Annotated in this window: 10 protein-coding genes; 8 read left to right on the forward strand and 2 right to left on the reverse strand. The window is 41.7% G+C overall.

Annotated elements, in window-relative coordinates:
* The first annotated feature begins 128 nt into the window (after positions 1-128).
* Both ACIQ6T_RS05730 and ACIQ6T_RS05735 read left to right on the forward strand, forming a co-directional pair.
* Entirely contained in the window at positions 129-1913 is a 1785-nt protein-coding gene (locus ACIQ6T_RS05730; protein ID WP_395784952.1) for a family 16 glycoside hydrolase, read from the forward strand.
* 10 nt (positions 1914-1923) lie between these two features.
* Positions 1924-3780 (forward strand): hypothetical protein, encoded by a 1857-nt coding sequence (locus ACIQ6T_RS05735; RefSeq protein ID WP_395784953.1) that lies wholly within the window; start codon positions 1924-1926, stop codon positions 3778-3780.
* 54 nt (positions 3781-3834) lie between these two features.
* Here the strand turns inward: ACIQ6T_RS05735 and ACIQ6T_RS05740 are convergent, their stop codons facing one another.
* Positions 3835-4209 carry a DUF1573 domain-containing protein gene (locus tag ACIQ6T_RS05740; RefSeq protein WP_395784954.1) on the reverse strand — a complete coding sequence of 125 codons (375 nt, stop codon included), beginning with the start codon at positions 4207-4209 and terminating at the stop codon, positions 3835-3837.
* 163 nt (positions 4210-4372) lie between these two features.
* Between ACIQ6T_RS05740 and ACIQ6T_RS05745 the strand changes: the two genes are divergently transcribed.
* Genes ACIQ6T_RS05745 through nuoK form a run of 4 tightly spaced genes read left to right on the forward strand, consistent with a single transcriptional unit; the run spans position 4373 to position 8481 of the window.
* Positions 4373-6787: a thiamine pyrophosphate-dependent enzyme gene (locus tag ACIQ6T_RS05745; RefSeq protein ID WP_395784955.1), complete on the forward strand. Its 2415-nt coding sequence runs from the start codon at positions 4373-4375 to the stop codon at positions 6785-6787.
* The gene (locus tag ACIQ6T_RS05750; protein ID WP_395784956.1) at positions 6787-7677 is read left to right on the forward strand and encodes a 4Fe-4S binding protein; all 891 of its coding nucleotides are present in this window, start codon (positions 6787-6789) and stop codon (positions 7675-7677) included. The genes ACIQ6T_RS05745 and ACIQ6T_RS05750 overlap by 1 nt, the downstream gene beginning before the upstream one ends.
* Complete coding sequence (locus tag ACIQ6T_RS05755; RefSeq protein ID WP_395784957.1) at positions 7674-8183, forward strand: NADH-quinone oxidoreductase subunit J; 510 nt, start codon at positions 7674-7676, stop codon at positions 8181-8183. The genes ACIQ6T_RS05750 and ACIQ6T_RS05755 overlap by 4 nt, the downstream gene beginning before the upstream one ends.
* Complete coding sequence (gene nuoK / locus ACIQ6T_RS05760; RefSeq protein ID WP_395784958.1) at positions 8176-8481, forward strand: NADH-quinone oxidoreductase subunit NuoK; 306 nt, start codon at positions 8176-8178, stop codon at positions 8479-8481. The genes ACIQ6T_RS05755 and nuoK overlap by 8 nt, the downstream gene beginning before the upstream one ends.
* Here the strand turns inward: nuoK and uvrC are convergent.
* Positions 8478-10295 (reverse strand): excinuclease ABC subunit UvrC, encoded by a 1818-nt coding sequence (gene uvrC / locus ACIQ6T_RS05765; RefSeq protein ID WP_395784959.1) that lies wholly within the window; start codon positions 10293-10295, stop codon positions 8478-8480. The genes nuoK and uvrC overlap by 4 nt on opposite strands.
* A gap of 489 nt (positions 10296-10784) precedes the next feature.
* Here uvrC and ACIQ6T_RS05770 point away from each other — a divergent pair, with 489 nt between their 5' ends.
* Both ACIQ6T_RS05770 and ACIQ6T_RS05775 read left to right on the forward strand, forming a co-directional pair.
* Positions 10785-14021, forward strand: a complete 3237-nt coding sequence (locus tag ACIQ6T_RS05770; protein ID WP_395784960.1) for a SusC/RagA family TonB-linked outer membrane protein — start codon at positions 10785-10787, stop codon at positions 14019-14021.
* Positions 14022-14053: 32 nt separating this feature from the next.
* Positions 14054-15440: RagB/SusD family nutrient uptake outer membrane protein (locus tag ACIQ6T_RS05775; RefSeq protein WP_395784961.1), on the forward strand; the 1387-nt coding region annotated here is incomplete at its 3' end.

Below are 15440 nucleotides of genomic sequence, written 5' to 3' on the forward strand. Positions count from 1 at the left end.
AAAAACAAATTAACAAACTTTGATTTATACCTAGTTATTTTTTGCTACCACTATCCCCTTTGTGCCGATGAAATTGTTCAGTTATTTTATTAGTTTTGTTTTCATACAACCTATTTAATCAAATATCCATGCGGAAAATTCTTTTGCTTCTGCTGCTATCGTGGACTAGTTTCGCTCAGCAGACAATTTCTCTCTCAGATCTTCAAGCATTTGCCCAACCGAGTACCAATTGGTCCATCGAAGGTGCTGTGCGAGCTACCTATTCAGACACCAGCTTTCAAGTTGCTACCGGGAAAGGGGTTTTGTTAAACACGTTGCGGCACGGTAAGTACCAGCGGACGGATGATTTAACATTTCAACTAAACCATGGCGACATGCGGTTGATGCTAGACTTTATGCTCCCGAAAGGAGCGAATTCTGGAATTTACTTACAAGGCCGGTACGAAGTTCAGTTGTATGATTCATGGGGGAAAACAAAAATAAATTTTGGTGATTGTGGTGGAATTTATGAACGCTGGGATGAGGGACGTGGAAAAGGAAATCAAGGGTACGAAGGGAATGCTCCATTACAAAACGCGTGTAAAGCTCCTGGGACCTGGCAAACGATTGAAATTGATTTTCAGGCACCCCGTTTTGACGCTACCGGAAAGAAAATTCAAAACGCACGGTTTAAAAAAGTCATTCTTAATGGCATTTTAATTCACGAAAATATTGAAGTTTCTGGCATGACACGTGGAGCACTTTTCGATGCAGAGGCGGCTTTTGGCCCAATTCGCATTCAAGGCGACCACGGTCCTGTTGCATTTCGTAATATCCGATACGAGACATTTGATAAACCTTCTGCCAGCCTTGGAGAAGTAAAGTACACATACTATTCAGGGAAGTTTACGGAACCTGTTATTGGACAAGCCACTCCAGTTATGGCCGGAACAATCCCTAAATTGACAGTCAAAGTAGTCCCAGCTAAAAATGATTATTTAATTCGCTACCAAGCTGAATTAACTATTCCTGATGCTGATACCTATGAATTTGAAACGCATTGGACGGGTGGTGGTGTTTTAAAAGTAGATGGGAAAGAACTAAATCAAGGGGCGCATTGGTATTCTGACAAGGTTACACATTCCATTTATTTAGCGGCCGGGAAACATCAGTTGGAATTAATCCACATCAAAGATTTTCCTTGGGGCCCTCAAGCGCTAGGTTTACTTGTTAAGCGCGTCGGTTCACATCCAGTAATTTTGCATGATCGAAAGTCCATGATTGACCCGGAGGCTGTGGGCATTGTCGAGGTGAAAGCAAATGCAGAACCTGTGATGCAACGGTCCTTCGCTTTTCATCTAGGGAAGAAAAAAACACATGTTATACATGTAGGAGACCCTTCCGGTGTGCATTATTCGTATGACCTGAAGCAAGGTGCCCTACTCCAAGTATGGCGTGGTCCTTTCCTCAATGCCACGCAAATGTGGCATGATCGCGGAGAGCCCCAAACGTCAGAGCCTCTCGGAGTGACAGTCGTCCTGGATGGTCGTTTCCCGTTAACGCTTGATCATCAAGCGCAACCTGATTCTCTCAATGCGACAGAATTAGTTTATAAAGGGTATAAGTTGGAGCAAGGCCGACCGGTCTTCATGTACGATTGGACGGCCGCAAAAATGCAATTGGAAGATCGTATCGTTCCAGCGGCCAATAACATTGGGCTAAAACGAACAATTACCTTCAAAAATTCCAGCTCGCTTCAATCAGCACTTGATTTTAGTATCGCCTCCCCTAAGCAAATCGCGGCAGTGAACGCAAGTTTAGTTGGCCTAAAAGATCAATCTTACTTTGTCCAAACGACTGGCGGTGGAGTTGATTTTTCGGTAGGCAGACAAGCCGTTCAGGGAACTAGTTTAACTTATCAGATCATTTGGTAATTGTAATAATATGAAAAATTTATATAGCTTTTTAGCCGTTTGTTTGCTGCTCCCGATGGGTGTTGTGGCACAGAAAAAATCTGCCAAAACTGAGCAGGATTATTACGAAATTAAGACGCTTCCGATTCCGAAAGATATTTATCTAGAGATTGGTGGTATTGCAACGATGCCTGATGGCCGTTTAGCTGTAAGTACGCGTCGTGGCGAAATATGGATTATCGAAAATCCATATCAAAAAGAAAATCATCAAGTACACTTCAAACGCTTCGCTAGTGGTTTGCACGAAGTCTTGGGACTTGCTTACAAAGACGGTTCTTTTTATTGTTCCCAGCGTGGTGAATTAACCAAAATCACAGATACGGATCGTGATGGTGTCGCGGATTTATATGTTCCCATTTATCAGTTTGATTTATCTGGTAATTATCACGAGTATACGTATGGGCCTGTTTTTGACAAAAACGGGGATATGTTGGTGACGTTAAACCTTGCCTGGGTCGGTTTCGGTGAAGGTAAATTTGCCAAATGGAGGGGCTGGCTTCTGAAAATCAAGCCTGATGGTACCATGGAGCCACATTCAGCGGGTTTACGGTCTCCAGCAGGGTATTCAATTAATGATGAAGGGGATATTTTTTATGGTGAAAACCAAGGGGATTGGGTTGGATCGGGTCGTGTAACGCATTTGGCGAAGGGAGATTTTGCAGGCAACCCAGGCGGTTTAAAGTGGGCTAAGGAGCCCAACAGCCCGTTTAAGTTGACCCTCGAAGAAATTCAAGATAATGGCGCCCCGATGTACGAGGCGGCAGCCAAAGTGAAAAATTTAAAATTGCCTGCTGTTTGGTTTCCACATGCCATTATGGGAATAAGTACTTCAGATATTTTGCAAGACTCGACGAAAGGAAAGTTTAGTCCATTCCCTGGGCAGTATTTTGTTGCTGATCAGGGACAATCTAAAGTGATGCGGATGGGTTTAGAGAAGGTCAATGGAGTGTATCAAGGTTTTTGTATTAATTACAGAGAAGGTTTTCAGTCGGGTATTTTACGCGAACGCTTTGGATTGGATGGTTCCATGTTTGTCGGGATGACTTCCCGCGGTTGGGGTTCAACCGGGAAAGATAATTTTGGTCTGCAACGGCTTTTTTGGAATGGAGAAATGCCCTTTGAAATTGAAAATATACATGCGAAGCCAGATGGATTTGAACTAAGTTTCACGCAGGCTGTGGATGTAAATTCCGTTAAAAAAGCAGCTTCTTATGCCTTAAGGTCTTATATATACAAATACCAACATCAATACGGAAGTCCGATTATTGAACTCAAGGATTTGAAGATTTCTGCGATGGAGGTTTCAGCTGACAAACGAAAAGTGCGTTTAGTAATTGACGGGTTACGACAGTATTATATCCATGAATTTAAATTAACGGGTATTCGTAACGAATCTGGCGACCCTTTACTTCATGAAACTGCCTACTATACGTTGAATCAAATTCCAGCGGGGGACAAGATTGCGGTTTCGGAGTCAAATCGAATGCAGGTAGAAAAAGTTGAAAAAGTAGTTCAAGTAGTAGCTACCAAGCCTTCTGGAAAGTCAATAATTTCGGATGCGGAGGCAATGGCATTGTTGAAAAAGCACACGTGTTTAGCTTGCCATGCGAAAGAGGCGAGAGTCGTAGGGCCATCTTATGTAGATATTGCCAAACGAAATTATACGGACAAGCAAATTTTAGCTTTAGTTTATAAACCAAAGCCACAGAATTGGCCAGACTATGCAACGGAGATGGCACCTATGAGCCATGTTCCAGCCGGAGATGTACTCAAAATTGCCTCATGGATAAATGGGCTTAAAAATAAAGCCTTACTTAATCGAGATTAACACAAAAAAAAGGGCCGACAAATTTAATTGTCGGCCCTTTTTGATTCGCTAAACTTACTTGGGAATAACTGAACCTTGTATGGTCAAAATAATTTGAGATACTTCTCCATTGTTGACCACCGTAATGGTTTTATTGAAGTTTCCAGGTCTTCCAGCAGAGTTATATAATGCGGTAACTTTTCCTGTTTTTCCCGGCATTATTGGTTCTCTTGACCATTCTGGCGTGGTGCAGCCACATGATGGTTGAACATTGGAAATAACTACCGGAGTTTTTCCTGTGTTTGTGAATTCAAAGGCATAAGATGCTTGTGTACCCTCTTTGATTTTGCCAAAATCGTGTTTTTCAGATTTAAATCGGATGGCTCCTTGTGCATTTGATTGGAAAGCAAAGCCTAAAATGAGTGCGAGTACTCCTAAAAATTTCTTCATGGTTAATATTATTAGTTTACTTAGTTGAGTAACAAATCTATAACAATGGAAAGATTCGGCAAAAGAAATGCGGGAGTTTTTCAAAAAGTTTGAAATGGAACGTATTTGGCCGACAAGGATTTTGTTGTATTTTTACACGTTACAATCATAAATACTCTTGTCTTTGACTCATAGCTATTCATTTTCTAATCCTGGGATTACATTTGATCCGAATCAGGTAATGGATAATTATCGACTTGCTGCGCTAAGTAGGGCATGTAGTTTGCTAGTGCGCAAAGAAGTTTTTTCGGGTCGAGCCAAATTTGGAATTTACGGGGATGGGAAGGAATTGTGTCAAATAGCTTTGGCGAATTCGATGCAACGGGGTGATTATATTTCAGGTTATTACCGGGATCAGACGATCGGGGTGGCGATTGGAGACTTAACCTGGCCGCAATATTTTGCGCAATTATATGGACATCCCGATATTCAGTTTGATCCACATTCAGGTGGCCGACAAATGAATAATCACCATGCAACTCGGTGGCTAGATGCCCAGGGGGAATGGTTAAATCAAACTGAAACGTATAATAATGTTGCGGGTATTTCTTCGACAGGTGCGCAGACTCCGCGTGCATTGGGCGTGGCCTATGCTTCGAAAATGTACAAGGAAAGGCCTGATTTAGAGCCATATAGCGCGTTATTTTCCAAAGGGGGACAGGAGGTTTGTTTTACGACGATTGGGGATGCGTCAACTTCCGAAGGAATGTTTTTGGAGTGTATAAATGCGGCAGGAGTGTTGCAAATTCCGATTGTTTTTTCAGTTTGGGATGATGGTTATGGCATCTCAGTTCCCATTGAATTTCAGACAACTAAATCATCGATTTCAAAGGCGTTAGCTGGATACCAACGAACAGAAACGGAAAAAGGAATAGAGATTTTTCAAGTAAAGGCTTGGGATTATCCTGGATTGGTGGTGGCTTATCAGCAGGCGGCTCGTTTGGCGCGAGAGGAATATGTGCCTTGTTTAGTGCATGTTATTGAATGTACACAACCACAAGGTCACTCGGCCTCCGGATCACATGAGCGATATAAGTCGGCCGAGCGCCTTCAATTTGAGTCTGATGCTGATTGCAATGTGCGTTTTCGGGAGTGGATTATACAGGCTGGAATTTCGGATGAAAGCACCTTGCTTGCCATTGATGAAGAGGCCTTTAAAGAAGCACGCAGATACCAAAAAGAGGCTTTTGCTGCTTACATGGCTTCGATTGAAGTTGACAAAAAGGGCTTCTTACGGATTGCTAAAAACCTATATGATTCGACGAATGAACCTGGTTTGATCGAACCTATATTAGAAGAATTAAACCAACTTTCATACCCGATTTTTAGTGATTTGGTGCGTGCAGGGCGAAAAACCTTGCGTGCTTTTCGCTTCTTTCAAGGGCCTGCTGTCAAATTACTTCGGCATTGGCTTGAAGAATTGGAGACGAAAAACCATCGTCGGTTTAGTTCACATCAAATGAGTGAATCAGCGCAAAGTCCAATGCACATTAAAGGGGTTAAGGCTGAATATGATAAAGAACCTGTCCTTGTAGATGGGCGCGAAATTTTAAATAAGAGTTTTGCGCAGTTTTTAACCGATCCACGCGTCTTTATTTTGGGTGAGGACGTAGGGAAGATTGGTGATGTAAATCAAACGCTAGCGGGCTTGCAAGAGATTTTTGGACCTCTCAAAGTTACGGATACGGGAATTCGAGAGGTGAGTATTGTGGGTCAGGGAATTGGCGCTTCGATGCGTGGTTTACGACCAATTGTCGAGATTCAGTATTTAGATTATATATTTTATCCTTTTCCGATCTTATCGGATGATTGGGCTTGTTTACATTACCGTACGGCTGGGGGTCAAAAAGCTCCGATGATACTGCGAACGCGTGGGCATCGTTTGGAGGGGATTTGGCATTCGGGAAGTCCAATGGCTGTGTTGATTAATGGATTGCGTGGAGTTCACTTCTGTGTTCCGCGTGACATGACTCAAGCGGCTGGCATGTACCGAACGTTATTAGCCGGAGATGATCCCGGTGTGGTGGTTGAGTGTTTGAATGGATATCGATTGAAAGAACCGATGCCCAACAATTTATTGGCTATTCAAGTAGAGCTTGGGGTGCCTGAAATATTACGAGAGGGGAATGATTTGACGATTGTAACGTATGGGTCGATGTGTCGGATCGTGATGGAGGCAGCGAATTGTTTAGCCGATATGGGAATTTCGGTTGAGGTTATCGATGTACAAACTTTATTGCCATTTGACCGATACCACCTTATTTTGACATCGATTCAGAAGACGCAGCGTGTGTTGTTTGCCGACGAAGATATGCCGGGAGGGACATCAGCCTATATGATGCAAGAGGTGTTAGACAAACAAGGTGCCTTTTCGTGGTTAGATAGTCCAGCGCGGTGTTTAGCGGCGATGCCTCACCGACCAGCCTATAGTTCGGATGGAGATTATTTTTCAAAACCAAATGTAGAAAATGTGGTGGATACTGTTTACGAAATGATGCGTGAAGCTGATCCGTCTTCTTATCCCGCCATTTATTTTTAATGTCTGAGATGAAGCGTTATTTGAAAGAAATTGTTGATGTGATTCAGAGCACTCGAAAGGGGATGGCTCTGACATGGAAGCATGCCTGGGATGCTCGTAAAAAGCGGACCCAACATAACATTCAGGATGCCGCTTATTTTTCGCAAACTTCAGGGATTACGACATTGGAATATCCGCATGTGGAAATTCCTGTCCCAGATAATGGTCGCTACCAGCTACACAATGAGATGGATGATTGCATCGTTTGTGACAAATGTGTCAAAGTCTGCCCCGTTGATTGCATCGAAATTGAGCCCATCAAAGCTACTGGGTTAGTTGGCCTAACATCTGACGGATCTCCCATTCGACTTTATGCTGCCAAATTCGACATCGACATGTCTAAATGTTGTTTTTGTGGTCTGTGCACAACGGTTTGTCCGACGGAGTGTTTAACGATGACATCGGAGTATGACTTTTCTGTTTTTGAGGTCAAAGAGCATAATTTCTCATTTGCGAACTTATCGGCGGAGGAGGCCGAGGAGAAGAAGCGTTTGTATGAACAGTTTGTGGCGGAGAAAGAGGAGTTGAAGAAGTCCGCGGACAGTGGTCAGTCGACAGTGGACAGTAGTCAGTCGCTAGTCGCTAGTCAAGAGTCCGAAGGTCCAGCGTCTAAACCTGCATTTAAGCCAAGTTTTAAACCCAAGGTAGTTGCAAGTCCGGAGTCGCTAGTCGCTAGTCAAGAGTCCGAAGGTCCAGCGTCTAACGTCCAAAGTCCAGCGTCTAGTACTAGTCCGGAGTCCGAAGTCGTTAGTCCGGAGGTTAAGAAGTCAGTTTTTAAGCCAAGTTTTAAAGTAAAAGCTAAAGATCCAAGTCCAACGTCTGACGTCCAGCGTCCAACGTCTAAACCATGACCCCTATCTTACTATCATTTTTGGCATTAGTGATTTTAACTTGCGGGAGTGGGTTAGCGATGTTGTTTACGCGCAATATCTTGCATGCGGCATTGGCGATGTTTATGTGTATGCTTGGTCTTGCGGGCTTGTATGTCATTGCTTATGCTGACGTAATGGCTGTTTCTCATTTGATGATTTATGTGGGTGGAGTGCTGATTTTAATCCTTTTTGGAATCATGTTGACGACTCAGCAGTCCCGCGAAACGAACGGTAAGAATCATTTAAGGGTCGAGCAGCGTAGTTTTATCAGGTCGGCAGCGGTTGGATTATCGATTTTTATTGGTTTGATTTATGTCTTTTCACGTATGGATTGGCAATTGCATGTAGTGGGTAATGATCAGTCGAAATTACGCGATGTGGGTGTTGCGCTTTTGACAAAATATGCCTTTCCGTTCGAATTGGTTGGTGTTTATTTATTAATTGCGCTCGTGGGGGCAACTTATATTGCAAAACGAAATGACTGAAATTCCGGTAATTTATTTTTTATGGGCGAGTGCGGCATTGTTCGCTACGGGTTTCACGATTATGGTTCTAAAGCGTAATGCGATATTTATATTGATGGGTATTGAGCTGATGTTAAATGCGGCTAATTTGAATTTAATTGCTTTTTCGCGCCAAGATGATGCGCAGCAAGGCCTGATGATGGGAATCTTTGTGTTAGTTGTTGGCGTTTGTGAAATGGCCATTGCGCTCTCAATCATTATTCAAGTTTACAGACAATTTCAGCACATTGAGGTAGGGAAATTTGAATCTCACAATTAAGACTTTTCGTCTAGCCAAATTTTGAGTTGTTTCCGAAAACCAGGTGTTTTTGATTTCCCTAACACTTTTTCTAGATCTTCCGCTGGTGAATCATACATGTTGCGTATCGTGCCAAAATGTTTCATTAATTTTTGGGCGGTTAATTTTCCAATTCCATCTAATTCTTCTAATTGACTTATTAGGAAATTCTTGCTACGCTTGTTACGATGCGCTGTAATTCCAAAACGGTGTGCCTCATCGCGAAGTTGTTGGATTAATTTTAAGGATTCCGATTTTTTGTCGATGTACAAAGGCAGACTATCTTCTGGGAAGTAAATTTCCTCAAGTCTTTTTGCGATACCAATAATGGGAACTTGTCCATAAAGACCTATTGCTTTCAGTGCATCACATGCGGCACTTAATTGGCCTTTGCCTCCATCGACAATAATTAAGTCGGGCATTTCGGCCTCTTCTTCGATCAATCGCGTATAGCGCCGTGTAATGACTTCGTACATGGTCGCGAAATCGTCTGGTCCTACGACTGTTCGCGGAGTAAACAAGCGGTATTCTTTTTTAGCCGCTTGGGCGTTTATGAAGCAAACCATGGCAGAGACTGGATTAGTCCCTTGGAGGTTGGAATTATCAAAGCATTCGATGCGTTTGGGTAAGTGTTTTAAATGAAGATCATTTTTCAAAGTCAATAAAACACGCATTTTTCGATCCCCACCTGATTCTTCTGCGGCTTTGCGATCGGCTTTTTCTTTGCGGAAATAGAGCACATTTTTGAGTGACATGTCCAATAGTTTTTTCTTGTCACCCATTAGCGGGATGGTATTCTTGATTCCACGAAATTCGATTGACATGGGAATGTTTGTCAAAATCTCTTTGGCCTCGCTGTGAAATTGATCTCGCTTTTCCCAAATCAGCATAGTCAGTAGGTCCGACTCGTCTTCATTTAATTTCTTTTTGACTTCGTAGGTTTGTGACTGCAAAATAGTCCCGTTAATAACCTTCATGAAATTGACGTATGCCATCTGTTCGTCTGAAACCATCGAAAACACATCGATATCATGGATGGATGGATTGACGACTGTCGATTTCGATTGAAAGTTTTCGAGGAGTTCCCATTTTTCTTTCCATTCTTGCGCTTCTTCGAAAGCTAAACGGCCGCTTGATTCTTGCATTCGTTCTTGGAAAAAAGTTTTTGGTTTTTGGTAATTTCCTTTTAGTATATGTGTTACCTGATCGATGTATACCAAATAATCATCTTCCTTTTGCAATCCCTCACATGGCCCTTTGCAATTACCGATGTGGTATTCTAGGCAGACCTTGAATTTCCCTTGTTCAATATTTCCGGGCTTTAACGCGAGGGAGCAACTGCGCAATGGGTATAGTTGGTGAATCATCTCTAGCATCCCATTCATTGCTTTCGGATTCGCATATGGGCCAAAAAATGTACCTGCGGCATGGTCGATTCGCCGCGAAGTGATAAGGCGAGGAAAATGTTCTTTGGTTAAACAAATAAATGGATAGGTTTTATCATCCCGTAGTAGAATGTTGTATTTGGGCTGAAATTGTTTGATAAGCGTATTCTCCAATAAAAGTGCGTCAAATTCGGAGTGTACGATGGTGAATTCGAGCCGACAAATCTGCTGGACTAATTTTCGAGTTTTTGTATTGTGATTTTGGAGGTTGGTGAAATAGCTGCTTATCCTATTTTTTAGGTTTTTGGCTTTTCCTATATAGATGATTGTATCGGACGCATCGAAATAGCGGTAGACACCGGGCTCTTCCGGTAGGCTAGGTAAGATGTTTTTAGGTACGAAATCTGTCATTAGCCAAAATTAGACATTAATCATGAAATTGTGTTTTAGGATTTTTGGGACTTCAGAAAAATATTTATTAAAGTTTTACAAATTCTTAATATAGGACAAAATTAATATTTGCATAGGGATTGTTTTTGTCCAAATTTTCCTATTATTCTCATTTTTTTGGCACTTGACTAATAAATAACTAGCGTATTTATAGTCAAATAATGGTTAAATGCCATTTTTAAGACTAAAAATGAAATAATATCAGTAAAATGTTTGCATGGTAAATGGTCATTTTACATCTTTGGTCGATAAGGATTGTATATCACAGTTAATTAATTGTATCATTCCGATAATTGATTATGATATCCTCTAGACCTATTTTTTGAATTTTTAATTAAATGTTTGTGTACGTGTTTAGTGTAAACCAAAAAAGAAAGGAGACCCAATATTGAATTGAAAAGAATGTTAAACCCCAATTAATCATTATTTAAAAACTAATTAAAACGTATTATGAAAAACAATTTTTACCAAAGTCTTCGAAGCTTTCTAGTGCTCGCGGTTGTGATGCTAGGGAGTTTTTCGTCATTCGCGCAAGATCGCAAGGTATCAGGTAAAGTTACGGATACAGATGCTCAAGGAATTCCGGGAGTAAGTGTTGCTGTAAAAGGAACAACAACTGGTGCAACAACTGATGCCAATGGTGCATTTAGTGTGACAGTTAAATCTGGAAATGCTGTTTTAAACATTTCTGCAGTAGGGTACAAAACAAAATCAGTGACCGTAGGATCACAATCTTCTATCTCAGTAGTTTTAGATGAAGATGTTAGTCAATTAAGCGAAGTAATCGTAACAGGTTACTCAGTGACTAACAAGAAAGAGTCTACGGCAGCTGCTTCGATCGTTAAGGCGGCCGATTTACAGATTGCGCCAACGGGTAACGTTGAGCAAATGTTGCAAGGTCGTGTGGCAGGTCTTACCTTGATCACAAACGGTCAGCCAGGAACAAACTCAATCATTCGTGTACGTGGTTTCGGTGCCTTTGGTGGTAACGAGCCTCTTTACATTGTTGATGGTGTTCCTGTAGGTTCAACGGATTTCTTATCTCCAGATGATATTGAGTCAACTACTGTATTGAAAGATGCGGCAGCTGCTTCTATCTATGGTGCTCGTGCTGCGAATGGTGTAATTGTTTACACAACTAAGCAAGGTTCAAGAGGAAAGAAGCCATTACAAATTACCTATAATGGAATGTATGGTGCTACAGATCCAAACGTTGGTGGTGCTCCAAAAATGTTGACTCCACAAGAGCAAGCTGATTGGACACACGTAGCATACCGTAATAACGCGGCAGCTAACGGAACGGCTCCTCAGTACAATCACCCACAATATGGTTCTTCAGCGCAAGCTACATTGCCAACTTATTTGCATGCAAATGGAGCAAATGGTGTAAATAACGCTGACGTTTCTGCTATTGCAGCTGCTCGTGCGGCTAACCCTGAGAATGTTTTCTTAATTAAAGCAAACAAAGCTGGTACAAACTGGTATGATGAAATTACGCGTATGGGCGCAACGCAGCGTCACTCGTTAGGTTTCTCTGGTGGTTCTGAGACAGGACGTTTTTACTTAGGTTTATCAGGTCAGCAACAAGATGGTATCTTGATTCAAAATGATTTCAAGCGTTACTCTGTTCGTTTTAACTCTGAGTTTAACTTAGGCAAGAAAGTGAAAATAGGTGAAAACTTACAATTCACTTACCGTTCAGTTCGTGGTCAAGCTGGTGGTAACAACGGTTTAGGTGTTGCAGGTGATGAGTCAGTGATTTTATCTGCTTATCGTATGCCTACAGTTATCCCAGTATTTGATGAGTTTGGATCTTATGCATCTACAAAGGCAGGTGGTTTTAACAATCCACGTAACCCAGTTCGTCAAATTGTGTTGAATAACTCAAATGATGATAACTTCAATGCAAATGCAGTGGGTAACATCTATGTTGATTATGAGCCAATCAAAGATTTGACAATTCGTACTAGCTTAGGAGGTCAATACAACAACTCAGCATTCAAAAACTATAACTATCGTTACTTAGGTGATTCAGAGCCAGAGGCTTCGAATTCATTCTCAGAAGGTTCAGGTTATTCATTTGCTTGGGTGTTAACAAATACAGTTAACTACAAGTATCAGTGGAGAAAGCACGGAATTAAAGTATTGGGTGGTTTAGAGTCATTGAATACAGGACGTGGTCGTTCAATCAATGGTTCAGGTATTAATCCATTCTCTATGGACTTAGATTTCGTAACATTGAATGCAGTTCAATCGCCAGTAGTTAACTCTAACTTATTTAATGGTGTTAACTTCTATTCATTGTTCTCTAAGTTAGATTACAACTTTAATGAGAAGTATTATTTCACAGGAGTTGTTCGTCGTGACGGATCTTCACGTTTCGGTTCTTTGAATCGTTATGGTGTGTTCCCAGCGTTCTCAGCAGCTTGGCGTGTAACTTCAGAAGAGTTTATGCGTGATATTCCTGCAATCACAGATTTGAAAATCCGTGGTGGTTGGGGTACAATGGGTAACTCAAACAACGTAAACCCTGCTAATCAGTATTCATTATATGCTGCTGATCGTGGAAACTCGTTTTACCCAATCGGAGGTCAATCTTCTGGAGCTGATGAAGGATACTTCCGTTCTCGTATCGGTAACCCTGCTGCGAAATGGGAAACTGCTGTTACGTCTAACTTAGGTATCGACGCAACATTGTTAAACGGTAAGTGGGAAGTTGTATTTGATATCTGGAGAAAAGATACAGAGGATTTGTTATTCAACGTACCTCTTCCAGCGGTTGTTGGACCATCAGCCTCAGCACCTTCAGTTAACGTTGCAAAAATGCGTAACCAAGGTATTGATATGCAAATTATCAACCGTGGTAACATCACTGCTGACTTGAAATATGAGTTAACATTCAACAATTCATTCTTGAAGAATGAGATCGTAGCATTTGCTCCGGGTATCACGAACTTAGTTGGTGGTGCATTCCGTGGTATTACACCAATTCGTATGGAAGTAGGACGTTCATTGTCTTCTTTCTACGGATACCAGGTAATGGGATATTTTGGATCTAAAGAGGAAGTTGCTTCGGCTCCAGCACAAGCAGGTGCAGGTGTAGGTCGTTTCCGTTATGCAGATACGGATGGAGATGGAAAAATCACCCCATCTGACCGTACATTCTTAGGTTCTCCAGTTCCTACATACACAGGTGGTGTAAACGTAGGTTTGACTTACAAAGATTTTGACTTGAATATGTATTTATATGCATCTGCAGGTAACAAAATCTGGAACCAGTCTAAGTGGTTTACTGATTTCTACGGAACATTTGAAGGATCAGGAAAAGGTGAGCGTGCGAAGAATTCTTGGACTCCAGCGTTAGGAAATGCTGCAGAGGCTCCAATTTGGGAATCAGCATCTAACATTTCTACTTCAGCTGCTGAGAACTCATGGTACGTAGAGGATGGAGATTATATCCGTTTACAGAATATTTCGTTAGGTTACAAAGTTCCAAAAAACATTATCTCCAAAATTGGAGTTAAAGGAGCAAAAGTAGTATTATCAGCTAATAACTTGTTGACTTTGACTAAGTACAAAGGTCTAGATCCAGGTGTTGGTGGTGCTGCTGATACAAGCTTTGGTATTGACGTAGGTAACTACCCAGTTACGCGTTCATTCAACGCTTCGATCAACTTGAATTTCTAATTAAGCGAAAGCCAATTTTAAAAATTAAGAACATGAAAAATTATCAGATTTTAAAGCGTATAAGTTTAGTAAGTGCGTCAGCATTTATGTTGACATTCGCTTGTAAGGATCAGTTTTTGGAAGTATTGCCAACGGGCTCTTTAGCTCAAGCGCAATTAACTTCAAGAGCTGGTGTAGAAGGAGCGCTAATTGGTACATATGCACAATTAGCAGGAAAAGGCTTCTCTCGTTTAGCTGCGGCTAACAACTGGGTTTGGGGTTCTATTCGTGGTGGCGAGAGTAACAAGGGTACTGACCCAGGTGATTACTCGAACATCAATGCCATGCAACGTTATGAGACTGATCCTACAGATGGAGACTTAAACTCAACGTGGCAAGCAAAATATGAAGGTGTAGCTCGTGCAAATGCAACGATTAATTTAGCTAACGCTTCTAAGGAATTGTCTGCTTCAGACAAAACCCGTGTAATTGCGGAAGCTAGATTCTTACGTGGTCACTTCTATTTCGAACTGAAGCGTTTATTTAACTCAGTACCTTACGTAGACGAAACAATGGACTACGGTAAAGGAATCGAAAAAGTGAAGAACTCTCCAGATTTCTGGGGTAAGATCGAAGGCGACTTCAAATTTGCATTTGACAACTTGCCTGAGACTTCGTCTGCTGCAGGTCGTGCAAACAAGTGGGCTGCAGGTGCGTATTTAGCAAAAGCTTATTTATACCAAAATAAATTTGCAGATGCTCGTTCAATGTTCTCTAACGTTATTGCTAACGGAAAGACAACGAATGGCAAGAAATACGGCTTAGTATCTAAGTTTGCTGAAATCTTCAATGCGGAGAATGACAACAACGAAGAAGCTATATTTGCGATTCAATCATCCATGAATACGGGTAACGTGAATAACTCGAATGGTTTCGATGATTTGAACTACCCATACAACACGGGTTCTGACGGTCCAGGTAACTGCTGTGGTTTCTTCCAACCATCATTCTCGATGGCGAACGCGTATCGTACGAGCAATGGTTTACCATTGTTAGGCGAGCAAGGTGATGGTACTCCAGATTATAACTTAGCTGCTAATTCAGTTAAGAATGACTTCGGTATCAACTCTTCGGCTGCATTTACAGAGGATACAGATCCATTAGATCCACGTATTGACCATACAATCGGTCGTCGTGGTATCCAATACTTAGACTGGATCGAGCATCCAGGAGCTAACTGGATTCGTGCTCAACCTTATGCAGGTCCATATTCACCTAAGAAATACATCTACTACAAGCGTCAAGAGAATACCTTGACTGATGGATCTTCTTGGACACGTGGTTATGCGACAATGAACTTCAATATCATCCGTTTTGCGGACGTATTGTTGATGGCTGCTGAGGCTGAAATTGAAGGAGGAAGCTTAGCAACTGCATTGA

This window comes from Aquirufa sp. (genome assembly GCF_044377215.1).
Lineage (GTDB): Bacteria > Bacteroidota > Bacteroidia > Cytophagales > Spirosomataceae > Aquirufa.

Bases quoted from the DNA above. Each gene is read 5' to 3' on its own strand.
- ACIQ6T_RS05730 (WP_395784952.1), top strand. From the start codon at position 129: ATGCGGAAAATTCTTTTGCTTCTGCTGCTATCGTGGACTAGTTTCGCT.
- ACIQ6T_RS05735 (WP_395784953.1), top strand. From the start codon at position 1,924: ATGAAAAATTTATATAGCTTTTTAGCCGTTTGTTTGCTGCTCCCGATG.
- ACIQ6T_RS05740 (WP_395784954.1), bottom strand. From the start codon at position 4,209: ATGAAGAAATTTTTAGGAGTACTCGCACTCATTTTAGGCTTTGCTTTC.
- ACIQ6T_RS05750 (WP_395784956.1), top strand. From the start codon at position 6,787: ATGTCTGAGATGAAGCGTTATTTGAAAGAAATTGTTGATGTGATTCAG.
- ACIQ6T_RS05755 (WP_395784957.1), top strand. From the start codon at position 7,674: ATGACCCCTATCTTACTATCATTTTTGGCATTAGTGATTTTAACTTGC.
- nuoK (WP_395784958.1), top strand. From the start codon at position 8,176: ATGACTGAAATTCCGGTAATTTATTTTTTATGGGCGAGTGCGGCATTG.
- uvrC (WP_395784959.1), bottom strand. From the start codon at position 10,295: ATGACAGATTTCGTACCTAAAAACATCTTACCTAGCCTACCGGAAGAG.
- ACIQ6T_RS05770 (WP_395784960.1), top strand. From the start codon at position 10,785: ATGAAAAACAATTTTTACCAAAGTCTTCGAAGCTTTCTAGTGCTCGCG.